Source organism: Butyrivibrio sp. LC3010, from assembly GCF_000424385.1.
Taxonomy (GTDB): domain Bacteria; phylum Bacillota; class Clostridia; order Lachnospirales; family Lachnospiraceae; genus Butyrivibrio.
Genome location: NZ_AUJU01000007.1, coordinates 109307 through 135857 on the forward strand (window position 1 = coordinate 109307; position 26551 = coordinate 135857).

Sequence of the window (26551 nt, forward strand, 5' to 3'; positions counted from 1 at the left end):
TATAGAAAAACTTATATCAATGGAACTTGGAGGAGAAAATGAAAGACAAACAACAATTATTACAAAACTGCATGGACAAAATGATCGAAGCAAAGGAGCTTGTGGGTGTTAACGTTCTTGTTCTTAAGGACGGAGAAGAAGAGATGTATGCCGAAGCAGGCATGGCAAATCTTGAAGAGAAAAAGCCTTTTAAGAGAGACACAATCGTTCGCCTCTATTCACAGAGTAAACCAATCACAGCTGCAGCTGCCATGATCCTTTTTCAGGAAGGTGTTATTGACCTGTACGAGCCTGTAGGGAATTATATAGAGAGCTTTAAAAACCAGGAAATTGTTGAAGGCGGAGACAGACGCCCCGTAAGATGGGATCGTCCGATGCTGATTAAAGACCTCCTGGATATGACTTCCGGACTTGTATATCCTTTTATTAATTCACCTGCTGAGATCGAGACAGGTAATCTCTACAATGAGATGATCGATAGATTTTCATCAGATAACATGATGAGCACCATGGAATTTGCTGACCGACTTGGAAAGATTCCGCTTGCCTTCCAGCCCGGTGATCACTTTAGATATGGAACAAGCGCAGATATTCTTGGTGCTGTAGTTGAGAAGGCATCAGGGAAAAAGTTCGGAGAGTTCCTGAAGGAAAGAATTTTTGATCCGCTTAATATGAAGGATACAGCCTTCTATGTGCCTGAGGAAAAAATGGACAGATATGCCATGGCTTACAACTGTTATGGTGAAGAGCCTGTTGCCTACAGCGGAAATAACTTGGGAATCCGTGATGATGGTAAAAAGAACGCTTTTGAATCAGGCGGAGCAGGTCTTTTCTCCACAATTGATGATTATGCAAACTTCGCCAGAATGCTTATGAATGACGGAATCTTTGAGGGAAAGGAAATCCTTACAAAGAGAGCAGTTCGCTTCATGACAAGCCCTCAGCTTTCTGATGCACAGCAAAATGATCTTAATTCCAACTGGCCACTGCTTGGAGGATTCTCATACGGAAACCTTATGAGAATCATGAAGAATCCTGACCGCAGCGGAATTATGGCAGGTAAGGGTGAATACGGCTGGGACGGCTGGCTCGGACCTTATTTCTGCAATGATCCTGAGAGCAGAACAACCTTCCTTATGCTGACACAGCGTGTGGATTACGGAACAGGTATGGCTACAAGAAAGTTCAGAAACATTGTATTCTCATAAATGTCATGTACAAAATGTACAGTGTTTTATGTAAAAATATTTAGGTACTTGAAAATATAAAATTCTTCTAAACTAACACTCGTAGGAAATGCAGTTAAACTGCTGAGCCTGCGGGTGTTTTTTTGTCTTATATATAGCACTTTGTCAGGTATGGAGTATTTAGGGAGGATAAAAAATTGAAAAAAGAAAAAGTGGCACAGATTGCCTACTACCCCTACAGAATTATTTCAGTAGCACTTCTTGTAATCCTGTTTTTTCCCGGATTAAACGTAGCAAGAGTAAGTGGTTTGATCAATAGAAGCACATCGCTTCTGACTTCAGGTTTTTCTTATGGAAACTTAATTGCAAACTTTGGAAGAGCTTTCAAGAAGGGCTGGGTACTTGAGTCCACAATGAGACTTCTCAATCTTTCAAGTCTTGCAATTTGTATCGGAATTATTGCATGTGCTGTTGGAGCGTGTCTTTCACTTGGAAACAGAAAGTGCAAATTCACAGGAAATCTTTTCAGCACAGTCGGAGCTGTAATTTCAGCTTGTGCAATGGGTGGAATATGGTCAGCATACTTCCAGATAGCTGCAACAACAAAGCCTTCAAAGGTTGAGCCGATGTTCCAGAATTTCTTCTACATCATGCTGATACTTCTTGTGGCTATGGCAGTTATATCAATTGCAGTACTTGTCCTGACAGGAAGACCCGGCAAGGAAGAAAAGTTTGAGATGGAAACAAGATTTAAACTTTTCCTTATGTTCCTTCCGTTCATACTTCTGACATTTGTGTTCTGCTACCTTCCTCTTTGGGGATGGAGATATGCATTCTTCGATTATAAGTCAGGTGACACACTGAGCATGGCAAACTTTGCCGGATTCAAGTGGTTCGGACAGCTTGTAAGAAATAAATCAACAACGAGAGACATTGTTAATGTCATGAAAAATACACTGGCAATGAGCGGTCTTGGAATAGCAACCAGCTGGATGCCCATGGCATTTGCAATTTTCCTCTCAGAGATAAAAAATCCCAGATTCAGGAGATTCGTACAGACATTTACAACAATTCCTAACTTCATAAGCTGGGTTTTGGTATTCGCAATTGCATTTTGTATCTTTTCAACAGACGGATTCATTAGCTCAATGATGATCAATCTTGGTGTATGGAGTGAAGGTAAAAACTTCCTTATGAGTGGTTCACACACATGGCTGAAGATGCTTCTGTGGGGACTGTGGAAGGGACTTGGATGGAGCGCAATTATTTACATAGCCGGCATCTCAGGTATTGACCAGCAGCTTTATGAAGCAGCAACAGTTGACGGCGCAGGACGTTTCCAGAAGATGTGGCATGTAACTGTTCCCGGACTTATGCCTACCTTCTATGTTCTGTTGCTGATGGCTGTAGCCGGTATCCTTTCAAACGGAATGGATCAGTACCTGGTTTTTGAAAATTCTTCAAATACAGCTCAGATAACTGTTCTTGATCTTTATGTTTATAAGATGGGTATCGTTAAGGGCGCAATTCCGCTGTCAACTGTGGTTGGTATGCTGAAATCAGTTATTAGTGTAACACTCTTATATGTTGCAAATACAATCAGTAAAGTACTTCGCGGAGAGACTATTGTTTAAGCGTTAGGTAACTAATAATCGTTATGGAATTGTAAAGGAGTAAAAATGACAAGCATGGCTAATGCAGCAAGACTTGAGGCGAAGGCTGAGAGGGAATATGAAAAAAGACATAACAAAATGATGATGAAAAAGCCCGGCGATATTGTGTTCAATATCATAAACTATGCGGTATTTACAATCTTCACCATCATATGTATTTTCCCGTTCTATTATCTTTTCATTAACACCATAAGTGACAATGAATTGGTTAGAAAAGGACTGATAAACTTTGTACCTCAGGGAATACATTTCGAGAACTATATAAGACTTCTTCAGGTAAATGACCTGTTCGGATCCTTTGGAATAACAATTGCAAGAACAATCCTTGGAACACTTTTCATGGTATTGGCATCAGCTTTTGTGGGATTTCTTGTAACACAAAAGGACATGTGGGGAAGGAGCTTCTGGTACAGATTCCTCGTTATCACAATGTACTTCAATGCAGGAATCATCCCCTGGTATCTGAACATGGCTATGCTGGGTCTGACAAATTCCTTCTGGGCATACATCATCCCCGGAATCGTTGCACCCTACAACATAATCCTTGTTAAGACCTATATTGAATCAGCAATCCCAGGAGAGCTTCAGGAAAGTGCATCACTGGATGGTGCATCACATCTTAAGATTTTCTGGACAATAATCCTTCCGCTGTCCAAGCCGATACTTGCAACTATTGCAATCTTTGGCGCAGTAGGACACTGGAACTCATTCCAGGATTCACTGATCCTTATGCAGTCAGCTCCAAAGCTTTATACACTGCAGCACAGACTTTACATCTACCTTAATACAACAAGTAACCTTTCTGCTCTCATGAGCGCCGGCAGCACATCAGGAATCAGCAAGAGCGTTCTTGATTCAGCCTTAAACGGAAAGGTAATCAAATACACAATAGCAATGGTAACAATCATCCCGATCCTTTTGGTATATCCCTTCATGCAACGCTACTTTGAAAAGGGTATCATGATTGGAGCAGTAAAGGGTTGAGCAGAGCACTTAACGAGGTCCTTTCGAGTTTAGTGCGAGCCATGGGTGAACACTTGGCGAGGTGTTTTCGAGCCTAGTGAGAATCCCAGAGAGCACAGTGCCCGAGATCGGAACTTCCTTATTAAGTGTGGATTATTCAAAATATTCAGTCAACAAACCTTACGGTTTCAAATATAAAGGAGGAACAAAATGAAAAAGAAGGTTTTATCAATTCTACTTGCATCTACAATGGTGTTTTCACTGACAGCCTGCGGAACAAGCAATCCTGCAGGAACAGCTGTAGATGCCGGAAAAGCTGAAGACGAAGGCGATACAGCCGATGAGTCTGAGGATGAAGCAAAAGACGAAGCAGAGGATGCTGACAGTGATGCAGCAGAGGATACTGCAGAGGCTTCAGATGATGCAGAGGAAGCAGCAGAAGATGCTGATGATACTGCAAAAGCACAGGGTGATATCGAAGGCGATTTATCTGACATCATTCCTGAGGAGACAGTAACACTTGATGTTTACGATCAGCTTGCAAACTACTCAGGTGAGCAGACTGGCTGGTTTGGAAAGGTTATGCTTGATAAGTTCAATGTAAAGCTTAACATCATCCCTGAAAATGATGGCGTATTTGATACACGTATGGAATCCGGCAACCTTGGCGACCTGGTAATCTGGGGAAGCGATGGTGAGCAGTATCAGCAGGCAGTAGATAAGGGAATGCTCTTTGACTGGGAAGAGGATGACCTTATTAAGGAATATGGCCCTTACATCGATGCTAACATGGCACCTGCACTTGAAAAGAACAAGGGTATTTCATCAGACGGAAAGCTTTACGGTTTTGGTTTTGATGTAACAAGATCTGCTAAGGACCCCGGTTCATTCATGTACACATGGGATCTTCGTTATGATCTTTACAAGGAAATCGGTTCACCTGAAATTAAGGACCTGGATGGCCTTGTAGATGTACTTGCACAGATGAAGGAAGCTTGCCCTACAGATGATAATGGCAACCCGACCTACGGTGTATCACTTTTCAATGACTGGGACGGCGACATGGTAATGTTCGTTAAGTCTACAGCTACAGCTTACTACGGATATGATGAGTTCGGTCTTGGACTTTATGATCCATCAACACAGACCTTCCATCCCGTACTTGAGGAGAATGGTCCTTACCTTACAGCACTTAAATTCTACAACACACTTTACCAGAAGGGTCTTCTTGATCCCGATTCACAGACACAGGGCTTCAATGGTATGCAGGAAGATTATCAGAACGGAACAGCTTTCTTAAATGTATTTAACTTCATGGGTTCTGCTCTTTACAACACACCTGATCACCTCGCAGACGGCAAGGGAATGTTCCCTGTAAAGCCTACAGATGCTAAGCCTATCAGATATGGTCTTAACGTATACGGCGGTAACAGAATCTGGTCAATCGGTGCAAACACAGAGTATCCTGAACTTTGCATGGCTATCATCAACTGGCTCTCAACTCCTGAGGGACGTATGATTTCTGAGTATGGTCCTAAGGATGTATGCTGGTACTATGATGAAAACGGCAACACATGCTTCACAGAGACAGGTCTTGCATGCAAGACAGATATCTCAACAGAGATGGGCAATGGTTATGACGGAACATATGATGACGGTTCTTTCAAGATGAACAACTCAACATGGGCACTTGATGCTCCTAACCCTGACAGTAACGGTGAGACCTTCAACTATCGTAACTGGGCAAGCTACTCAACAGAGGCTGGTTCAGATATTGAAAAAGACTGGAGAGAATTCGCAGGTGCTAACACTCCTGACCTCTATCTTGATAAGCAGGATTACATCCTTGCACCCGGAACAATGTACACAGGTGGCGTTCATTCAGATGAACTCCAGGTTGTTTGGGATCAGGTTGCAACCTGTGTGAAGGACAACTCATGGAAGGCTATCTACGCTGAGTCAGATGAAGAATTTGACAAGATTGTAGACGACATGATTCAGCAGGCTAACGAGTATGGCTATGATGAGTGCATCGAGTTCCAGGAGAACGAAGCTAAGCTTCGTGCAGAGGCTGAGAACGCAGCACTTGCTGAGTAATAATAAACATCTTTTTGAGGCTGCGGCACGTGTTGGCCGCAGCCTTATTTAATACTTTTTTTACTAATTTAATAAATTCGGTATGTTAGAATGATAATTGGCAAACTAGAATTTTCGGGAGGAAATCTGCATGGAAACTGTACTTATTGCGGATGATGAAGAGAATATCAGAGAAGGTATAAAACTAATTATTGATTGGGAAGAACTTGGATTCGAAATCGCAGGAACTGCCACCAATGGTGAAGAGGCACTTTCTTCAATAATGAAGCTTAATCCTTCATTGGTAGTCATGGATATGCAGATGCCCAAGCTTCACGGAATTGATGTCATAAAAAAATCAAGAGCCCTGGGTTATGAGGGGTATTTCATAATACTTTCCGGTTTTTCCAACTTTTCATATGCACAGGATGCCATCAGAAACAGAGTCACAAACTATATCACAAAACCTGTTGATGAGGATGAGCTCTACGATACAGTTAAGAAGATAAAAGATGAAATAGACAAAAATGTAAAGGAAGGCAGGCGCTCAGGCCAGATAAGAAATAAGGCAAAGAGCGTTGTTGTGAGTGAGCTTTTTCTTGGAACCTACTTTGAAAAGAATGAAAAGGAAGAAGTGGTTTTCACAGATGAAAGCAGAGAAGAGCTGGAATCCATGAAGCTTTTATTCCCTCTTTATCAGGTGGTCATTCATGAAACCTATCAGGCAGGGAAAAGAAAAGAGTCTCTATCAGAGGATTATAAGCTGACAGATCTTTTGCCAACCTTCCTTGATGAAAATAATTATGAAATTTTAGAGGTGAATGGCAATGATTGCCTGCTCCTAAAGGGAAAAGCGGCTATATCAAGATTCGATGATTTTATTCACCATTATGAAAAATCCCCGATAGAATCCGATAGCCCTTTGGATGATATTTTTATTGCTATAGGAAAATCTGTGGAGTCTCCCACGGAGATTGAAGAATCCTATGAGTCTGCTAAGAGCCTTGCTGACAGAAGGTTTTTCTGTGATGAGGGCGAGCATTTTGTAAGAGCAGACAGGGTGAAAGAGGAGAGCAGCGGTTTTTTACAGGAGAAGGAAAACAATAAGTCCTCAGAGAATATTAAGGATGTGCAAAACAGCCTGTCTGAAAAGATTCTGGATGCAGTGATACAGGGAAACAGGACTGCAATGATCAATTCTTCTGAGGAGCTTTATAACTATATAAAAGAAAATATTTCAGGAAACTCAGATGCCTGTCTGTTTGTGACTGAGATACTTTTACAGATAAAGGACAGACTGACGAAGCAGTATCCAGTGGTTCAGGATCTGTTTGATTCCCACGCCGGGATAATTGAATTTATTGAGGGGCGGTTCTACCTTTATGAAATAATGCAGTACATGATGGAAACTCTGGAGAAGGTATTGTTTAAGCTCCATGAGCATGGCACCTATGAAAATATCATTGACGATATTATTTCATACACAGACAGAAATTATGCTCAGCCTCTGACATTGGAGGATCTGGCTTCTCAGTTTGGATACAACAGTGGGTACCTTGGACGACTTTTCACAAGGACCACAGGAACAGGATATAACTACTATCTGAATGAGTGCCGTATAAACAAAGCTAAGGGATTTCTTGCCGAGGGGCAGTATAAGGTCTATGAAGTTGCGCAGCTTGTAGGCTACAACGATGTGGACTATTTTGGAAAGAAATTCAGAAAGCATGCCGGAATGACACCTGCAGAGTTCAGAAGGCATATGAAAGAAAGTAAGTCGTAAATGTGCGACATTTTTATAATAAATAAAATTCGTGGACCTTTAAAACGCATTTAGCTGTTGCGATTTAGAAGTCATGAATTGGGGAAAACAATTAGGAGGCGAAATGAACTGGAATGATAATCTGAAAAAAGTTCCCTATGGGGGTGACTACAATCCGGAGCAGTGGCCGGAGGATGTATGGGAAGAGGATATGAAGCTGTTTAAGCAGGCAGGAATAGATACTGTCACGCTTAATGTTTTTTCCTGGGCATCGATTCAGCCCTCGGAGGATGAGTACGATTTTGACAGACTTGATAAGATTGTGAAGCTTGTTACTGAAAATGGCATGAACATAATAATGGCAACATCCACAGGAGCGCATCCCGCATGGATGGCAAAGCGTCACCCTGACATTTTAAGAACTGATTTTGAGGGTAGAAAGAGAAAATTTGGCGGACGCCACAACTCCTGTCCTTCAAGTCCCACTTATCGTATGTATGCCGGAAGACTGGCAGCAAGACTTGCAGATCATTTCAAAAATCAGGAAAACATAATCGCATGGCATATTTCCAATGAGTTTGGCGGTGAGTGCTACTGCGAAAACTGTGAGAGAGCCTTCAGGGAATGGGTTCAGGACAGATATAAGACCATTGAAGAAGTGAATAAGGCCTGGAACACATCCTTTTGGGGACACACTTTTTATGATTATGATGAAATAGTTTTACCTAATGCCCTTTCTGAGGAAAGCGTGTGGGGAGGAAGACTGCACACAGATTTTCAGGGAATCTCAATTGATTACAGAAGATTCATGTCTGACGCGATTCTTTCCTGCTACTGCCTTGAAAGGGATGAAATAAGAAAAATAATACCGGATGCTCATATAACAACAAATCTTATGGCATTCTTTAAGCCGCTGGATTACAGAAAGTGGGCTAAGGAAATGGATTTTGTATCCTGGGATAATTATCCTCAGCCAACGGATTCTCCTGCAAGAATTGCCATGAGCCACGACCTTATGAGAGGCGTTGGTGACGGTGCACCTTTTGCACTTATGGAGCAGACTCCAAGTGTTACTAACTGGCAGCCCTATAATTCCTTAAAGAGACCCGGAGTCATGAGACTATGGAGTTATCAGGCCATGGCCCACGGCGCAGACAGTGTGCTCTTTTTCCAGATGAGGAGAAGCATAGGTGCCTGTGAAAAGTATCACGGTGCGGTTATAGACCACGTGGGTACAGGTAATACAAGAGTATTTAGGGAAGTTACGGAGCTTGGAAAAGAACTGTGGGAAATCGGAAGATGCTCTATCGGAATGAAGACAAAGTCAGAGGTCGCAGTTATGTTTGACTGGGATAACTGGTGGGCAACGGAGCTATCTGCAGGTCCTACAAATGAGATGAATTATAAAGAGATAATCACTCAGTACTATGAGTCTCTTAGAAAGCTAAATGTAAATGTAGATATCATTTCCCAGGACTCAGATCTTTCTAAATACAAGGTTGTGATAGCACCTCTCCTTTACATGATAAAAGGAGATCTTGATCAGAGGATTCGCTCATTTATAGAAAATGGCGGCAGCTTTGTGACAGGTGTTTTCAGCGGATATGTTAATGAGAGCGACCTTGTTGTGACAGGAGGATATCCTGGAAAGCTCCGTGATATTCTTGGAATCTGGGTTGAGGAAACAGATGCTTTTCCTGCAGATAAGCACAATCACTTCAGCTATCATGGACAAAGATTTTACGCACGCAAGCTTTGCGATCTGGTACATCTTGAAGGAGCAAAGATGCTGGATGACTATGGTTATCTTGAGGACTTTTACCAGGGAATGCCGGTGCTGACATCAAGAAAACTAGGAAGCGGACGCGCATATTATATTGCGACAGAGTCTGATGAAGACTTCAGGGCAGCTTTCCTGTCAGATGTTCTGTCAAAGGCCGGAGTTCATCCTATTACCTTTACATCAAGTGATGTGGAAGTAACCAGCAGGGAAAATGATGAGGAAAAGATCCTTTATGTTCTAAATCATGGAGACAGCGAGGGTATTTACGAGCTTCACGAGGATGGAACTGAACTTATTAGCGGCATAGAACTTGCATCCGGTATGCATCGTATAGCACCAAAGGATGTTCATATTATAAAACGAAGTAAGTAATATTTTGTCCGGATCCGTTACTCAGGATTGTGAAGCGTGAATGGGTAACGGTACCGGCCAAGTCAGATAAGAACAATTATTTATACGTGAGGAAAAATAATGGAAGGATCAATACAAACACTTAAATACCGCGCAGAGGAGATACTTGAGGCACTTACCCTTGATGAAAAGATCGGAATGATCCACGGGGATGGTCTTTTTAAAACAAAGGGAGTTCCGCACCTTGGAATTCCGCCGCTTGTAATGTCTGACGGTCCCATGGGAGTCAGGGCGGATTTTCAGAATAGTCAGTGGATTCCTGTTGGGAATACAGATGATTATGTGACTTATCTTCCCTGCAACAGTGCTGTTGCTGCTACATGGAACAGAAATCTTGCATCCAGAACAGGAAGTGTTCTTGGATCAGAGGCCAGAGGAAGAAGAAAAGATGTGATACTTGCGCCCGGAATCAATTTAAAGAGATCACCTCTTTGCGGAAGAAATTTCGAGTATTTCAGTGAAGATCCATTCCTGACTTCTGAGCTTGCCACGGAGTATGTAAAGGGAGTTCAGAGCTGGGATGTGGCGGCATGTCTTAAGCATTTCGCCTTAAATCATCAGGAAACTGCAAGACTTGAAGTTGATGAAGAAATAGATGATGAAGTATTAAAGGATCTGTATCTGCAGGTTTTTAAGGATGTCATAGACAATGCTAATCCCTACAGCATCATGGTGGCATATAACAAGATAAAAGGAGAATACTGCAGCGAAAGCAAATTCCTTTTAAATGAGATACTCAGAAAGCAGTGGGGCTATCAGGGCTTTGTGGTTTCAGACTGGGGAGCAGTCCATGACACGGTAGGAGCCGCAGAAGCAGATATAGATTGTGAGATGTCTGTTACGGATGATTTTGACAACTACAAGCTGGCTAATCCTTTGAAGGAAAAGGTTTTAAGCGGAGAGATCGATGAAGAACTGATAGATAGAAAGGTTATCAGAATACTTATTTTGATGCTGCGTCTTAACATGCTTGATGAAGATGCAATGACAAGGAAGGATGCTGCCTACAACTCATTTGCTGCAAGACAGGACTGCCTTGATATAGCAAGAGGAAGTGTTGTTTTACTTAAAAATGAGGAGCATATATTACCCCTTGGCAGATATCAGATAAAGAATAAGAAGATTCTGGTTATTGGAGAAAATGCCAACAGAATTCATTCTAATGGTGGCGGAAGTGCAGAAATTAAGGCTTTGTATGAAATCTCACCTCTTATGGGATTGAAGGCAAGGATTGGTGGAGCAACCAAGATAGATTATCTGAGAGGTTATGCAAGCACCATAGTTGAAAACTCTGCACCAAACGGAACAAACTGGCAGGCTATAAGTCTTGAAAATGAAGGTGGAAAGACTGCAGAGGGTGAGGATACCGCTGCAAAGGAACTCTCCGAATACAGGAAAAAGTTAAGAGATGAAGCGCTGGCAGCCTGCAGCGATTATGACCATGTAATTTTCGTAGGAGGTCTTAACCACGATATAGATTCAGAGGGTCTCGACAGGAAGGATATATCACTTCCTTATGAGCAGAATGAACTGCTTGAAGCTCTTCTTGAAAAGCGCCCCGACACTATAGTTGCCATGATTGGCGGTGGAGTAGTGGATATGACTCGCTGGCTTGATAAGTGTAAGGCTCTTATATGGATGTACTATAACGGAATGGAGGGCGGAAATGCTCTTGCTGAGGTTATATACGGTGACATAAATCCCTGTGGACATCTCCCTGAAACTTTCTACCGCTCAGCCTCAGATTCATCAGCTCTTAGCGTGGGCGATTTTGGTGACAGCCGCATGGTACATTACCGCGAGGGCTTCCACATCGGTTACAGACACATTTATAAAGAAAATATACCGGTGCAGTTCCCCTTCGGATTTGGACTTACCTACTCCGATTTTGAGATAACAGATTTGTCCTACAATACCGGCAGACACGCAGCAAAGGGTAAACTCATAAATAAATCAGATGAGGACGGCGCTGAAATCATACAGGTATATCGCCTGCCTGATGAACAAAAAGATTACCTTGAACTTGTAGGATTTGAAAAGGTATATCTCCGCGCTAATTCAGAAATAGAATTTGAAGTTAATGTAAGAGACAGAGTCGGAATCGGTAAATATGCAGTTGGATTTAACAGCAGAGATCTGATAGAGATTTAATATATAGAGATGGTTTATCTGCAAAAATCTGATTGAGATTTAATAGGGATCAGCCAGATATCGATAAATATTGCGAAAAAGTACTTCGCCAAGTGTACTTTCTCAATATATGAAGCCTTCCAAGGTATTTTAATGCCGGGGAAGGCTGATTTTATGTGCAGAGTACAAGGGGAGGTTCTTTACAAGCTTGTGGTGTGCTTGAAATTGTTGATATTTATACTTAATGGTACTCCAGTTAGCTAAGTATACTATTTCGCGCAGTATTTTAGGTCAATTGTGTGGAAAAAATTGGAAAATCTGCTATCATTGATAAAGGAAATCAGTCTAATTGTGAATAAATTTGAAGTAGACTGTGTGACGTACAAGAAGTCAAAAATTTCAAGAATAATTCCAGGGGGAGAATTATGCTGAACATAAAATGTGATCTTCACACTCATACACTTTACTCAGCACATGCATACTCAACAATTGAGGAGAATGTCAGAGAGGCTGAAACTGTAGGATTGGAGCTCCTTGCAAGTACAGATCATTTCAGTTCAATGGTGGTTGCTGAGGATGAGGACTTGCGCTCGTATCAGTTTTTCACAAATCAGGGCTGTTGGAAAAGATTATGGCACGGAGTTAAGCTCCTTAGAGGGTGTGAAGTCGATATAGTTACACCGGATGGGTATCTTTTCGGAATGGGACTTCCAATAAAAAAATCAATTGTCGGGGATCCATATACTGAGGATAAGGATTTATTTCAAAGAACTACTGAGCGTCTTGATTTTATAATTGCAAGTGTCCATGGAAAATGGGGACTTCAGGGAATAACCCAAAATCAGGCTACTCAGATGTACATCACTGTTCTTGAGGATCCAAGGATTCTGATGCTTGGACATATCGGAAGAGCTGGAATTCCTTTTGAAACTGATGAGGTACTTCTTCGGGCAAAGGAGCTTCACAAGCCTATAGAAATAAATGAGCACAGCGTAATCTGGGACGGAGATGTGGCTCAAAGATGCAAAGAAATCGCAGAAAGATGCGCGGAACACGGGGTAACGATATGCGTAAACACGGATGCTCACATAGCGACTGACATAGGAAGATTTCCTACTGCAATAAGTATGTTGGAGGAGATACATTTTCCTCAGGAACTCATCATGAACAGAGACAGCGAGAGCTTCCTCAGGCAGTATTATGAAGCAGGATTTCCGGAAATTGACTTTAAAGATGAGAATTGACTAGTACAGATAATTTCAAGATGTTGAACTAGCTTAAGTAGTTAAAAATAGTGCAGTATTATAGATGCTATTGTAAGTAAAAGTAATAGCTATTAGAAGATGGTACTGCGAGCAAAAAGAAATAGTTATTAAAAGATGGTGTTGTGTATTGATAACGCATATTGATAATCGGTCAGGCAACTTATCTGATTACCAAAGTGTCAATAGACTTGGAACCATGAGGACCAGGGGAGTATGAAAATAGTTTTAGATAATCTCACAAAAAAATTCCCAAGCAGGAACAGGAAAATTAAAGAAGAAACAATCGCGGTAAAGAATTTTACCTACGAGATACCGGATGGAAAACTGGTAGGACTTCTCGGTCCGTCTGGTTGCGGAAAAAGTACGGTTTTAAATCTTATAAGCGGACTGGAAAAACCAACCGCAGGAAAAATATATTTTGGAGATGAGGATGTAACAGAGCTTCCTCCTGAAGACAGGGGAGTGGGGTTGGTTTTCCAAAATTATGCATTATATCCGCATCTGAATGTAGAGGATAATATCAAATTCCCTCTTGAAAATCTCCGGGGAAAAAACAAACTTTCAAAAGAAGAGATGGACAGAAGAGTTATGGAAGTCGCAAAGCTTGTTCAGATTGAGAATCTTTTGGACAGAAAGCCCTCTGAGATGTCTGGCGGACAGCAGCAGAGAGTGGCCATAGCAAGAGCACTTGTGAAAAGACCAAAGGTTCTTCTTCTTGATGAGCCGCTATCAAACCTCGATGCCAGACTTCGCCTTCAAACAAGGGAGGAACTTAAGAGGATTCAGCTTGAGACAGGAATTACCACTATATTCGTAACCCACGATCAGGAAGAAGCCATGAGTATCTGTGACGTGATGCTGGTCATGAAAAGCGGAGAAATCATGCAGCATGGAGCACCTCAGGAAGTTTATGATCATCCTGATAATCTCTTTGTAGCAAAATTCCTTGGAACACCTCAGATAAATGTTTTCCATGGAAAACTTAAGGATGGTGGTATTTATATAGGAAAAGACAGAGTCATGGAGGAAAAGATGCTCTATGAGGAGTCTGATGCACTTGCTTTTGCCAGCAGTTCCGGAAGAGAAAATACCGAAGGGAATGATAAAAATACCGTAGGAACAGTTAAGGAAGATAATATAGAAAATTACAGCAGATCCGGAAACGTGATTGAGGAGAATGCTTCGGTGCGCAATAACGGAACCGAGAGGAATGTTTATATAGCGGTTCGGCCTGAAGGATTTGAGATGGTTACTGAGAAAGGAATCGACGCAGAATCTAAGCGCAGCAACAAAGATACGGTGGAGAAAGGTTCACACAAAGCGGCAGACTTTTTTGATAATAAGGATGTCTCTTTAGGAGATGTGGTTTCAGACAGTGATAAAAATGTTTTGCACTGCGATTTTGTAAAAATGGAGGTTATGGGACGTGATACCAGCATAATCTCTAAGAATGCAGATTTTGACGGAAATATTATAAGAGCAATCATTCCTTCAGAGAGAAGACCACAGATTCTAAGCGGTGAAGTAGCATTTAGACTCAAACCATCAAAAGTGCATGTTTTTGATGAAGCAACCCAGATAAATCTTAGAATAAATAAGTAATCTAAGAAAGATAATTGAGGCTTTTTCTACAACAATAAGGAAATATGTTAAAGGTTCAATAACGCGAAAATAAGTCACAGATTTTAATTAGGAAGATGTCAGTGAAGCTGACGAATGAGGATGAAATTCCCATGAGCAACAAAAAACAGATATATACGGCATTTTTATGCTTGCTGCCTGCCATAATATTTCTTGGAGTTTTCCTTGTCTATCCGATGATAGATGTTTTCATATATTCCTTTGAAGAGGGATATAACTACGCATCGGGAAGTTATATGGGAGTCGGGGGATATAATTATTCATATGTTCTTCATGACCCGTATTTTATTAAGGCATTGAAAAACACCTTCATTATCGTTCTTGTGACGGTTCCGCTGTCCACAGGAATCGCGCTTTTGATTTCACTGGCGCTAAGTTCTATTGAAAAGCTAAGAGACCTTTTTCAGACTATATACTTTTTGCCATATGTGACAAATACCTTGGCGGTTGGCCTTGTTTTCATGATACTTTTTCAGAAGACAGCATATACAGACGGAATGGTAAATGTGCTGATAAATCTCTTTGGAGGCGAGAGCGTGGACTTCATCGACGGACCATACTGGGCGAAGATGTTCGTCATGTGCTTTTACACCATCTGGATTGTACTACCTTTTAAGATACTGATTTTAACCAGTGCTTTGGCATCTGTTGACAGAATATACTATAAAGCAGCTCAGATAGACGCTACTCCAAAATGGAGAGTTTTTGTAAAAATTACATTGCCGATGATCTCACCTATGATCTTTTATCTTGTGATTACCGGATTTATCGGAGCCTTCAAAGCATACAGCGATGAGGTTGCACTTTTTGGAACAGACCTGAATGCTGCCGGAATGAATACAATTGTCGGATACATCTACGACATGCTTTACGGAAATAGCGGTGGTTACCCGTCCTACGCATCGGCAGCTGCCATAATCCTGTTTGCAATTGTCTTTACGATCACTGTCATAAATCTTCTTGTCAGTGAAAAGACCGTATACTATCAGTAGAGAAAAAAACATGACTTCTGCATTAGCTCCGCAAGAAGTCCAAGTTTTATGGAAAATGATTCAACAGAAACAAGATCTAAAGGAAATGATTCTATGGAAACAAGTTCAAAAGAAAATGATTCAATAGATAATAATTCAAGGGAAAAAATAATACGGAAAACATCGGTAAAGAATAATACTTCGACCGTTGTGAAATATCTTTTCCTTACATTTTGGGCAATAATCGTATTGTTCCCTTTTTATTGGATGATCATTACGTCATTCAAGAGCTACAGCTCCTATAACAGCGAGTTTGTGCCCAGGCTTATCGCCACATCGCCCACATTTCAGAATTATGTCAGTGCCTTTACAGAGGTGTCACTTGGAAGGTACCTGATCAATTCAGTGATTTTTACAGTTCTGACAACGGCTATCATGCTTGTGATAGTGGTTCTTTCAGCCTTCGCATTTTCAAGGCTCGAATTCCCGGGGAAAAACCTTTTGTTTGCATTTTTTCTCTCACTCATGATGATTCCCAATGAGCTTGTCATTATAACCAATTATGTGACAATAACTGATCTTAATATGCGCAATTCATTTCCAGGGCTGGTGCTTCCTTCAGTTGTTGCGGTTTTCTATATTTATCTGTTAAAGGAAAACTTCGAGCAGATTCCGGATGAGCTATACAAGGCAGCAAAAGTTGATGGCACAAGTGATCTTCGATATTTGTGGCGTGTCATGATTCCTATTTCAAGACCAACAATTATCACGATCACCATCCTTAAAGTCATCGAATGCTGGAACTCCTATGTCTGGCCGAGACTCATCACTGATGATTCTGCATATTTTCTTGTATCAAACGGAATCCAGGAGATTCGCGAAAATGGTTTTGGACGTGAAAACATTCCGGCAATGATGGCTGCGGTAGTTGTAATATCCATACCTCTTATGGTGCTGTTCCTTATTTTCAGGAAAAGGATTATGGCAGGAGTCGCAAGAGGAGGCACGAAGGGATGAGCTTTTATGTAATAGATAGGATTCTGCGGCGGGATATAGGTGGAATTAAAAGTAAGCCGGATTTCCGTACGATTTTTTCTCGTTATCGTTCGGAAAGTCATACATTAAGGAAAAGTGTGAGCGGATATATTCTGGATAAAATGTCGGCTGCAGGTTCATGGGCAGGCGTTGGACTTAAAACTCGTATTCGGACAGTATCAATATCAATTTTGGTTATTTTTGCATCACTGTCTCTTACTGCCTGCCACGGAAGCAGGAAAACTCAAGGGTTTGAAATCCCTGAGACTTTTGATGAATCAAAGAAATATGAGATTACCTTCTGGGCCAAGAATGATACAAACAAGACCCAGACAAAGATATACGAAAAAGCGATTTCTGATTTTGAGAAAATATATCCAAATATCGATGTGACTATTCGTTTATATACGGATTACGGAAAGATATATAATGACGTAATAACGAATATTTCTACAAATACTACACCGAATGTTTGTATAACTTATCCGGACCATATCGCAACATATCTGACCGGAGAGAATACGGTTGTGCCGTTGGATGACCTTTTTGCAAATGACAAGTATGGGCTTGGAGGAAGTGAAGTAAAATTTAATGCGCCCACCGGGGATGAAATTATTCCGCAGTTCCTTACAGAGTGCAAAATAGGGCAAAGCCATTATGCGGTGCCATATATGAGATCTACAGAGGCCTGCTATGTAAACAAGGATTTTGTGGAGAAACTTGGATTTGAGCTTCCGGAAGTACTTACCTGGGATTTCATATGGGAAGTGTCTGAGGCAGCCACCGAGAAAAATGATGATGGAACCTTTAAGCTTAATGGACAGAAGGTTTTGATACCATTTATCTACAAATCTACCGATAACATGATGATTCATATGTTAAGGCAGCAGGGGGCAGAGTATTCCAATCCTGCAGGAGATATCCTTCTTTTTAATGATGATACAAAAAAGAATCTTGAAACAATAGCAAAGCATGCAAAAAGCGGAGCCTTTTCAACCTTTAAGATTTCAGGATATCCTGCAAATTTCCTGAACGCAGGACAATGCATATTTGCTGTGGATTCAACTGCCGGATCAACCTGGATGGGCACCAATGCGCCGCTTTGCGATATCGCTGAGGATAAGATTGTTGACTTTGAGACCGTAGTTTATCCTGTACCGCAGGTTGCGACTTCACCAAATACTAATGATGGAAGTCAGTATGCCATGATTTCTCAGGGGCCTTCACTTTGTATTTTCAGTAAGGAAGATCCTCAGGAGGTACTTGCTTCATGGCTTTTTGCTCAATATATGCTGACAAATGATGTCCAGATTGCTTATGCTGAAACAGAAGGATACGTTCCTGTTACTTCAAAGGCTCAGGAATCTGCTGAATATCAGGACTATCTGAGCAGAGCAGGTGAGGATAATTCCACTTATTACGATGTGAAGATAGATGCTACAAAGCTTCTTCTTAACAACCAGCAATACACATTCACAACAAGCGTTTTTAACGGTTCTACCTCACTTAGAGATGCAGCAGGACAGCTGATTGAAAATGTAACAAAGTCAGTTCGCAGAAAAACCAAGGTGGACGATGCTTACATAGAGAAGCTTTATGAGGATACAAGAAGTCTCTATCATCTTGATCAGAGCAGTGCCGTTGTCTCAGGAAAGGCGGAGTTTGGAGAGCTTCCTGTCGAATCCAGAAGACTTATAGAAGGACTGGTTTTAGTCTGGATACTTATAGGGGCATACCTTGTAAGACGGGCTCTGAAACGGAAACGTTAATATTCTATATTGATTTGAGCATGTGATTACTGTGTTTGCTTGAAGGCAATATTTAATAAATTGTTGAAGAATTTCTCGCAAATAGGGAAATTGTGATATAATAGGCGGCGGTAATGTAAATGGCAGAGAACATTTATATGTCCGCTGTCTTTTTATTAGGAGGATTATTATGAAAAAGAAGACTATCGCAACATTATTAACACTTGGTCTTGCATTCAGCATGATCGGTTGTGGCGCTAAGAGCCAGCCTGCAGAAGAAGCTGCAGTTGAGGCTGAGACAGAAGAGAGCGCAGCTGAAGAAACTACTGAGGCTGAGGATGCAGCTGAAGAGACAACAGAAGAAGCAGAAGCTGAAGAGAGTGCTGAAGAAGAGACAACAGAAGAAGCAGCTAAAGAGAGCACAGAAGAAACTGATGCTGAGGAAGCTGAAGGCGAAGATGCTGAGAGCACAGCTTCAGGTGAAGTTATGACACATGATGATTATGTAGCTGCTGATCTTGATTCAGAGGTTACTGTTGAGACCTACGTTCAGGCTAAGCAGGGCTGGTGGGAGAATGAAGGCGTTGGTAACGCTACATTCTATACACAGGCTGAAGATGGTGCTTACTTCCTTTACAACATGCCTTGCACACAGGAAGAGTATGATGAACTTAAGGAAGGCACAAAGATCAAGGTTACTGGTTATAAGTCAGAGTGGTCAGGTGAAGTAGAAATCACAGATGCTAAGTTTGAAATCGAGGATGGCAACTTTGTTGCTGAGCCTACAGACGTAACAGCACAGCTTGCGGATGAGAATCTTATTGATCACCAGAACGAATACGTATCTTTCACAGATATGGTAATCGAAGCAAGCAAGGATGCTGATGGTAATGATGTACCTTTCCTTTACAACTATGATGGTTCAGGTACTGAAGGTGATGACCTTTACTTCAATGTTTCTGCTGATGGTAAGACATACACATTTACTGTTGAATCATACCTTTGCGACAAGACTTCAGATGCTTATAAGGCAGTTCAGAACCTTAAGGTTGGTGATACAGTTGATATGAAGGGCTTCCTTTACTGGTATGAAGGTGTTAACCCTCACATTACAGAAGTAACTGTTAAGTAATTTTATGTATTGTTTAATATGAATTATTCTGGGCAGCCGGAAAAATGCTGAGCATTTTTCCGGCTGCTTTTTGTTCAGAACTCCCTTCGCGGGGATACTATTTCGGTCTGTAATCAGTCTGAGCGCGAAGAAATTTGAATTAGACTGAAAAGAGTGAATTAGAGTTTGGGGTTATGAAGAGTCCTTGAAGTAGGATGATATCTTTGGGACTGATATTCAAATAGAATATTTATATGATGAGTCAGTCCCATAAGACAATAACACGCAATAGACTTATCACTAACCGGAATAATATCTCCGTGAAGGGAGTCCTTATAAAACAAGTATGCGAATAGACTGCACGGCGGGCAGTAAGAAGTTCCCGCAGAGGGAGTCCCAATAAAACAAGTGCGCGAATAGACTGCACGGCGGGCAGTAAGTAGCCCCGCAGGGTGAGTCCTACCATTACTGCATGAAGTGGTGCTCAATCAGAGTCCATATCTGTTTCATGTTTAGGGGGCGCTTCGCTGTTTCTCTTGTTATGATTAGTCCGTCTCCAAGAAAGGCTCCGTTTGCCTCATAGTTATCCAGTTTCTCCATATTTTTGTTGAGATACAGGTCATCATCAAGCATTCCCAGGTGTTCCCAATAGATTATTTTTCTGCTTGGCATTTTTAATATTGTGAAGTCAGGATAAATCTTTTTATTGCCAATAAATGCAGGGCATTCGTACTTAAAAGGAATACCGGCTTTGTAGAGAGCATTGGCTATCATGACTTCTGATTTTGATCGGACCCGAATATCGTTGTCTGCATAGTGCAATACAGAACCATCTTCAAATTCAAGAGGATCATAGGGTTCTGCAAGCCATGTAGATACATATTCTTCATCAGGCACATAGTGGGGAATTACCAGAACTTTCCTTGCAATATTCAGATTGTCATAGGTATGTTCGTAGGTGGCCTTTGGCATTTTGCGGTTATAAGACTGTATGGCAGATATTTCTTTACATATGGAATCCTTAACCTCAAGTTCATAGTCTCTTTGAGCAAGATTCCTTGCAGTATCAATATTCTGCTTTCTGATATATGTACCTACTTTATCTGTTCCTGATTTTCTAAGATAATAGCATGTAGCCTTTTTGGAATTGTTGACTTTTAAATTACCTGAAGGTGCTTTCTTTAGTTTTGAATCACAGTCTTTTAAGACCATGGTAAGTTCTTCTTCTCTTTTCTTAAATGCTTTTCTCATGTCCATAGATTTATCCTTTCGGTTATATGCATAAAATAGTGTGAATTATCTGATATTCCGGAATTTCATCAGAAATATTTGTATGTGAAGTGCCAAAAACTTTGTACAAAAATAGAAAAATGTAAAACGTTTCGCATTATTGCTCAATGGTTTGAACTTCAAAAATAGCTTGCTTATTGAGCAAAAATCAGTGTATCAATTCAATAGTCCCTCAGAACCGTCTGTTTATGATTTTGTAAATAATGGAAATCACAAGATGATTATCTTGTGAGCGATGCACTTCTCCCTTAAGTGCGTTGATATAATAAACCGAATCATATTAATTGTCAATAGTGAAAACAAGCGAAATAATATGATAATTAAATAAACGGTAAAAGTTTAGAATCCGTCAAAAAAACGAGTAGAAAAAAATCATAATTGTGGTATACTATTTATGGGGAAACTACTATATATTGTGGTTGATAATATATAGTGGCTGGATAGCTCTGTTGTATGAGAATTGTTATAGATACTCCTTGATCTATGGTAAACGACATAGGATTTTACCTGATGTCGATTGATGCGCCGGATTTTGATTGCTAAGTGCGACATTTTCAAAGTCCCTGCGCAACAATACGTAGTGCTATGGTGGGCTGAAAATACTTTTGAAGCTTACTGTAGCCGGGGAGCGTTTTATATGGATCAGGGAATATCACGGGGGAGTCTTATTATGGATTATGATTATCTTTCGTCCATAGTTTCAAATTACAGCAATTTAACTTCACTTAATTCCTTAAACAACAAAACATTAACTGGGGGATCAGTTATCAAAGGCATAGCGGCACTTGCTGACCCTGGTGGTTCGCTTGAATCTTTAGATGCTACAAGTGAACTTACAGGAGCAAATACTTTTTCGGCCATTCTGGAAGCAGCCATACAATCCGGCAGATTAGAAAATGCAAATATGAGTGATGAGACGTTGGAGACCTTGAAGACAGCGGCTGAGAGATTATCAGAGGATTCAGCAGGGGAGAATATCTCTGAGAAACTGGCGCAGAAGCTTTCAGGTATTGCAGGAGCAGGTGCGGAGTCCGCTTTTGATGGCGAGGCCAGAAGTACACTGATAATGCAGAATTACCTTTATGCTGCGATGATGAAGGATTCACTTCAAAACTCTTTGACTGATAAAGCTGATTTTACATCAGGCTTGTTTTCAGATCTTGCGGTAGGAACAGAGGATAACAATACATCTTCGATTCTGGGAAGTCTCAGGGATAACACATTAGGAGCCATCAGTAATTTTACGGCGGATGGGAATAACGCTCTGGGAGCCATAAATAATTTGGGGGCGGATGTTGATAATCCCGTAACGGCATACGCTGAGCGTGGTTCACTACTTCGGGAGATGCTTAGCAGCCTTTCTAGTGAACTAAGGAATATTCCAGCTTCTGAACAAACTCAGGAATCTGATAGAAGCTTCGACTCACATCTAAGGCTTCGATCTGCTTCATATCATCAGGCGTAAGACATAAGTGATCCAGATGCAGATTCCTTTGAATATGATCCGGGTTTGATGACTTTGTGATATAGACATGCCCCATCTGCTGATGCCATTTTAGAATTATCTGCGGAACAGTGGTATGATGCGCGGTAGCAATATCCATTAGAACAGAATTATTTAATAAAAGTGAATGTCCATGTCCTAGTGGATACCACGCTTCAAGCTGAATGTTTTTCTCATTCAGCTTTTTTTGTATATGACGCTGTTGTAAAAACGGATGGCATTGAATCTGGTCAACCACAGGCTTGATGTTCGCAATACTGCACAATTCATCCAGGGATTTTTCGGTCATAAAATTACAGACACCGATAGATTTTACAAGCCCCTTTTCAACAGCCTTTTCTAATTGCTGCCAGGCATTTTGCCATCCTTTTATGATTGGAGTTTCTAATAAAGCAAGGTCGAGATAGTCAGTGCGAAGATTTTTTAAGGTTTTTTCGATACATCTAAGCGTTCTGTTTTTCTTATAATAAAAAGGACTGATTCGTGAGGTGATAAACAGCTCGGACCTGTCGATGGACAGCTCTGAAATAACAATTCCTATAGAGGCCTGATTATGGTAGGAAGGCGTCGTATCGATGAGCCTGTATCCGTTCATAAAAGAGAAAAGAACTACCTGCTCACAGATGTCAGGATCAGATAAGTCTTTTGTACCTATGCCCTGGATTGGCATTTCGATTTGATTGTTTAAACGAACAGTATCCATATTTAATCCTCACAATAATTCCAAAAGCTTCTCACGGTCAACACTGGCAAGGTATTTGCCGGTAAGGTTATATTTTTCCAGCTTATCAGCAGGAATGGTATAGTCAGATAGCATCTTATAAATCTCTGAAGCATTGTCATAATCGAATGCCTCCATGAGTTCTTTTATATTATTAAAAGCGCTGTCCAGTTCATCAGGTGAAATAACGGGCTTTGAGTCTGACTCTTCGTTTGAGGATTCATCAGCAGATAGTCCCCAGAAAGACAAGTATTCTCCGAGCATATCAAGGAGAACTATGGTCTTTTCGTGGATGGTATCCCGCATAGACGGATCCTTTGAGGATTCATTCCACTTATCACCAAGCATCTCCAGCTCAGCTGCAAGTTCTGATAATTTGCCGGCTCCGATTATTCTGGCAGAACTTTTAAGAGAATGGACATGTATGGTGAAATTCTTTATATCATCTGTGCTTTCGAATTCTTTTATGGCAGAATACTTATCCGGAAGGTTTATTTTGAAATCATCAATTACCATGAGAGCAGTTTCTTTACTTCCACAGTTTTTAATGGCTTCTTCCATATTTATTCCGGAAAAAATGTTGAAATTAATAATTGACGAACCATTATCACTGGCGGTATTAAAATCTCCGGAGGATTCAGCCTCGTCAGCACCGGATGGATCAGCCTTATGTACTTTATCTTCAGGTAAGTACATGGCGAGCATGTTTTCAAGTCGCGCCGGATCTATAGGTTTGGAAAGATAATCTTCAAAGCCTGCATTAAGATAAAATTCTCTGGCGCCTGCAACGGCATTTGCTGTGAGAGCGATGCACAGGGTATCAGAATTAGGATTATCGGGAAGCTTCTTTATGGCATCCAGGGTCTCGATTCCATCCATATCCGGCATTCTGTGATCCAGGAAAATTAGATCAAATTTTTCCTTAGCAACCAAACCAAGGGCTTCTCGTCCGCTTGTTGCAGTGATGATCTGTATAAGGGTTTTCTTAAGGAGACCTATAATAACCGTAAGATTCATGCTGGTATCATCAACAACGAGTATTTTGGCGTCAGGTGCAACAAAACTCTCGTGATATTTTTTCCTGGTAGAGATAGTTTCCTTGTAACGCTTTTCAAAATCTCCGATGGGCTCCCAGTCGCAGACTTCCTGCTCTACGACAAATGAAAAGTCAGAGCCTTCTCCGTAGACACTTTCGACGGTGAGGCGGGTATTCATCATGGCAAGAAGCTTCTTGACGATGCTCATGCCGAGGCCTGTGCCCTCAATTGAGCGATTGCGTATTTCTTCGATGCGCTCGAAGGGAGAGTACAATTTATTGATGTCCTCTTCTTTAATGCCGATTCCGGTGTCGATAACCCGTATTTTTAGAGCAATCTTACCGACAAAATTTCTTCGATTCTCAGATTCGACAGTGATATATTCAGTATTATCAGTCTTTTGCTTATCAGAGTTTGTTCCATTTGAAACAGTAGAATCCTTTACAGAACTGATAGTTTCATTATTTGCACCATATGAAACAGAAGAATCCTTTAAAGAACTTACAGTCACATCATTTGTGCCATTAGCATTAGTGTTCTCTTTCCCGGAATTATCATATTCTTCCAGCTTTTCAAACGAGATGTCCAGTGTAACAGAACCCTTTTCAGTGTATTTAACGGCATTTGTAAGGATGTTTGTAGCACACTGCTTAATCCTTATCTCGTCACCAAACAAAAGATCAGGGATACTTTCTGATACATTTACTTTCAGCTCAAGGTTTTTGTCCTTTGCCCTGCGAAGGATCATGTTTACCAGGTCATTGATCACAGAGCTAAGGTTATATTGCACAGGCAGAATATCCATTTTTCCGGCTTCGATTTTTGAAAAATCAAGGATGTCATTTACCAGAGAGAGCAGAGTGTTCCCGGCACTCTGAATGGTGGATGCATACTCAAGGGTCGAAGGCTCGAAGCTTTCACGAAGAATCATTTCATTCATTCCGAGCACGGCGTTTATAGGCGTGCGGATTTCGTGGGACATATTTGAAAGGAAAGATGACTTGGCTTCACTTGCAGCTTCAGCGACTCTCAGATCTTCCTCCAGCTTTTGTTCTTCCTTGATTCTCTCAATGTAGCCGGTTACTTCATTTAATGTGATCATCATGGAATAGTACAAGTCTGTGATCTCATCATGGGTGTTGATAGGATTGCTTTTTATGGTTTGAAGATATTCTGTGCGGTTTTCATCGTTTGTGTCGGTGAATTTGAGCATATAATTAGACAATTGCCCAATAGGACTGCCGATTCTCGTTTTTGCATAGAAATGGATATTAGCTGCGATGGGGACAGCAATGCTCAGTTCCATAAAAATCATTTTAACTGTAAACGCTATACCGTAATTATTGTATCTGAAAATAATGTCATCCCCTATTTTGCGTGTTTGTCTTAAGCCATCATTCATCATATGCCTAAGATCCGGGAACAGAATGCTTATAAAAATAATGGAGAACACGCTTAATAGCACAGTTTCAATGATGATAAGCGTGCTGATTTTAGTGCTGATGCGGGTCTTTTTTATGGAATTCTGCAGGATCAGATTTTCCACATACTCACGGGTGTACATGTAACCTAAAGGAAAAATCCCTTTTATGAAATCCGGTGCATGGTTAAAAAATATATATAGGAAAAAACATCCGACAAGACACGAAAAAAGCGGGCCGGTTGTGTGATTAAGAATGGTATTTATCCGCCCCATCTCGAAATCATATTTGATCATATATTCGTTATTCAGACTTTCGAAAATAAGGCAAACCAAATAACTGCATATAAAAGCGCTGATAGTTTTTTCTTTGGTCCTAAACCACCTGTACTGTGAAAAAATAGAGTATAGGAATATAACTATCATATAAGGAGTCAGCAGAAATGCGTCCATGCTGTTTAAAAAGACAGCCGTAATAAAGAGGACGAGATAGGCATTCAGAGCAAGAAAATAACCAAATAAGCTTCCTATTAGAATAAATGGAAGGTATCGGAAATTTATATCAAGTCCGAGTCTATGTACAAACATATAATTATCCAGAAAATATATGCTCACCATCTGTGAAAAGAGTGCGAGGAAAACGATAACATATATTGTTCTGATTAACCATTTGTTCTTTCTGAATCTATCAGGCATGAGAAGACCTCGTTAATATAAGAATCATCATTCAATAATCTGTAAGTCATCAATAAACATCCACATTAATTTTACAAATCGGTTTTTGGTCAATCAATTATGAAAAAATGTAATTTGGTTAATTTTT

General features: G+C 40.8%; 17 protein-coding genes. 14 read left to right on the forward strand and 3 right to left on the reverse strand.

Annotated elements, in window-relative coordinates; genetic code table 11:
* Positions 1-38 precede the first annotated feature (38 nt).
* The 13 genes from G622_RS0107220 (at position 39) to G622_RS0107280 (ending at position 19777) form a co-directional block, all read left to right on the forward strand.
* The gene (locus tag G622_RS0107220; protein ID WP_026510149.1) at positions 39-1208 is read left to right on the forward strand and encodes a serine hydrolase domain-containing protein; all 1170 of its coding nucleotides are present in this window, start codon (positions 39-41) and stop codon (positions 1206-1208) included.
* A gap of 176 nt (positions 1209-1384) precedes the next feature.
* Positions 1385-2821, forward strand: coding sequence for an ABC transporter permease subunit (locus tag G622_RS26840; protein WP_081675220.1), 1437 nt, complete (start codon positions 1385-1387; stop codon positions 2819-2821).
* A 54-nt stretch (positions 2822-2875) separates the two neighbouring features.
* Entirely contained in the window at positions 2876-3844 is a 969-nt protein-coding gene (locus tag G622_RS0107230) for a carbohydrate ABC transporter permease (RefSeq protein ID WP_044914322.1), read from the forward strand.
* 189 nt (positions 3845-4033) lie between these two features.
* On the forward strand, positions 4034-5920 hold the full coding sequence (locus G622_RS0107235) for a cytochrome c oxidase subunit IV (protein WP_026510152.1): 1887 nt from the start codon (positions 4034-4036) through the stop codon (positions 5918-5920).
* A gap of 130 nt (positions 5921-6050) precedes the next feature.
* Positions 6051-7682, forward strand: coding sequence for a response regulator transcription factor (locus tag G622_RS0107240; RefSeq protein ID WP_026510153.1), 1632 nt, complete (start codon positions 6051-6053; stop codon positions 7680-7682).
* A gap of 103 nt (positions 7683-7785) precedes the next feature.
* Positions 7786-9816, forward strand: a complete 2031-nt coding sequence (locus G622_RS0107245) for a beta-galactosidase (RefSeq protein WP_026510154.1) — start codon at positions 7786-7788, stop codon at positions 9814-9816.
* A gap of 99 nt (positions 9817-9915) precedes the next feature.
* Entirely contained in the window at positions 9916-12006 is a 2091-nt protein-coding gene (locus tag G622_RS22040; RefSeq protein WP_044957288.1) for a beta-glucosidase, read from the forward strand.
* A gap of 404 nt (positions 12007-12410) precedes the next feature.
* Positions 12411-13229 carry a PHP domain-containing protein gene (locus G622_RS0107255; RefSeq protein WP_242832977.1) on the forward strand — a complete coding sequence of 273 codons (819 nt, stop codon included), beginning with the start codon at positions 12411-12413 and terminating at the stop codon, positions 13227-13229.
* A gap of 234 nt (positions 13230-13463) precedes the next feature.
* Positions 13464-14852 carry an ABC transporter ATP-binding protein gene (locus G622_RS26845; protein WP_044957290.1) on the forward strand — a complete coding sequence of 463 codons (1389 nt, stop codon included), beginning with the start codon at positions 13464-13466 and terminating at the stop codon, positions 14850-14852.
* A gap of 131 nt (positions 14853-14983) precedes the next feature.
* Positions 14984-15883 carry a carbohydrate ABC transporter permease gene (locus G622_RS0107265; protein ID WP_026510156.1) on the forward strand — a complete coding sequence of 300 codons (900 nt, stop codon included), beginning with the start codon at positions 14984-14986 and terminating at the stop codon, positions 15881-15883.
* Between the two features lie 48 nt (positions 15884-15931).
* Positions 15932-16879: a carbohydrate ABC transporter permease gene (locus G622_RS0107270; RefSeq protein WP_242832978.1), complete on the forward strand. Its 948-nt coding sequence runs from the start codon at positions 15932-15934 to the stop codon at positions 16877-16879.
* Positions 16876-18666 carry an ABC transporter substrate-binding protein gene (locus G622_RS0107275; protein ID WP_242832979.1) on the forward strand — a complete coding sequence of 597 codons (1791 nt, stop codon included), beginning with the start codon at positions 16876-16878 and terminating at the stop codon, positions 18664-18666. The genes G622_RS0107270 and G622_RS0107275 overlap by 4 nt, the downstream gene beginning before the upstream one ends.
* A gap of 169 nt (positions 18667-18835) precedes the next feature.
* A complete protein-coding gene (locus G622_RS0107280) occupies positions 18836-19777 on the forward strand; it encodes a hypothetical protein (protein ID WP_044957292.1) in 942 nt (313 codons plus the stop codon).
* Positions 19778-20221: 444 nt separating this feature from the next.
* Here G622_RS0107280 and G622_RS24465 read toward each other — a convergent pair whose 3' ends face one another.
* Positions 20222-21013, reverse strand: coding sequence for a hypothetical protein (locus tag G622_RS24465; protein ID WP_049945734.1), 792 nt, complete (start codon positions 21011-21013; stop codon positions 20222-20224).
* A gap of 670 nt (positions 21014-21683) precedes the next feature.
* On the opposite strand from G622_RS24465, the gene G622_RS0107290 reads away from it, so the two are divergent.
* Positions 21684-22511, forward strand: a complete 828-nt coding sequence (locus G622_RS0107290; protein WP_155831431.1) for a hypothetical protein — start codon at positions 21684-21686, stop codon at positions 22509-22511.
* Here G622_RS0107290 and G622_RS25215 read toward each other — a convergent pair.
* Together G622_RS25215 and G622_RS0107300 are read right to left on the reverse strand one after the other, a co-directional pair.
* Positions 22408-23253 (reverse strand): aldo/keto reductase family protein, encoded by an 846-nt coding sequence (locus G622_RS25215; protein ID WP_081675221.1) that lies wholly within the window; start codon positions 23251-23253, stop codon positions 22408-22410. The genes G622_RS0107290 and G622_RS25215 overlap by 104 nt on opposite strands.
* Before the next feature lie 9 nt (positions 23254-23262).
* Positions 23263-25872, reverse strand: coding sequence for a response regulator (locus G622_RS0107300; RefSeq protein ID WP_242832980.1), 2610 nt, complete (start codon positions 25870-25872; stop codon positions 23263-23265).
* Positions 25873-26551: the final 679 nt, after the last annotated feature.

Bases quoted from the DNA above. Each gene is read 5' to 3' on its own strand.
- G622_RS26845 (WP_044957290.1), top strand. From the start codon at position 13,464: ATGAAAATAGTTTTAGATAATCTCACAAAAAAATTCCCAAGCAGGAAC.
- G622_RS0107270 (WP_242832978.1), top strand. From the start codon at position 15,932: ATGGAAAATGATTCAACAGAAACAAGATCTAAAGGAAATGATTCTATG.
- G622_RS0107300 (WP_242832980.1), bottom strand. From the start codon at position 25,872: ATGTACACCCGTGAGTATGTGGAAAATCTGATCCTGCAGAATTCCATA.
- G622_RS0107245 (WP_026510154.1), top strand. From the start codon at position 7,786: ATGAACTGGAATGATAATCTGAAAAAAGTTCCCTATGGGGGTGACTAC.
- G622_RS0107240 (WP_026510153.1), top strand. From the start codon at position 6,051: ATGGAAACTGTACTTATTGCGGATGATGAAGAGAATATCAGAGAAGGT.
- G622_RS0107255 (WP_242832977.1), top strand. From the start codon at position 12,411: ATGCTGAACATAAAATGTGATCTTCACACTCATACACTTTACTCAGCA.
- G622_RS0107230 (WP_044914322.1), top strand. From the start codon at position 2,876: ATGGCTAATGCAGCAAGACTTGAGGCGAAGGCTGAGAGGGAATATGAA.
- G622_RS25215 (WP_081675221.1), bottom strand. From the start codon at position 23,253: ATGGATACTGTTCGTTTAAACAATCAAATCGAAATGCCAATCCAGGGC.
- G622_RS0107235 (WP_026510152.1), top strand. From the start codon at position 4,034: ATGAAAAAGAAGGTTTTATCAATTCTACTTGCATCTACAATGGTGTTT.
- G622_RS0107220 (WP_026510149.1), top strand. From the start codon at position 39: ATGAAAGACAAACAACAATTATTACAAAACTGCATGGACAAAATGATC.
- G622_RS0107275 (WP_242832979.1), top strand. From the start codon at position 16,876: ATGAGCTTTTATGTAATAGATAGGATTCTGCGGCGGGATATAGGTGGA.
- G622_RS24465 (WP_049945734.1), bottom strand. From the start codon at position 21,013: ATGGACATGAGAAAAGCATTTAAGAAAAGAGAAGAAGAACTTACCATG.
- G622_RS0107280 (WP_044957292.1), top strand. From the start codon at position 18,836: ATGAAAAAGAAGACTATCGCAACATTATTAACACTTGGTCTTGCATTC.
- G622_RS0107290 (WP_155831431.1), top strand. From the start codon at position 21,684: ATGGATCAGGGAATATCACGGGGGAGTCTTATTATGGATTATGATTAT.
- G622_RS22040 (WP_044957288.1), top strand. From the start codon at position 9,916: ATGGAAGGATCAATACAAACACTTAAATACCGCGCAGAGGAGATACTT.
- G622_RS0107265 (WP_026510156.1), top strand. From the start codon at position 14,984: ATGAGCAACAAAAAACAGATATATACGGCATTTTTATGCTTGCTGCCT.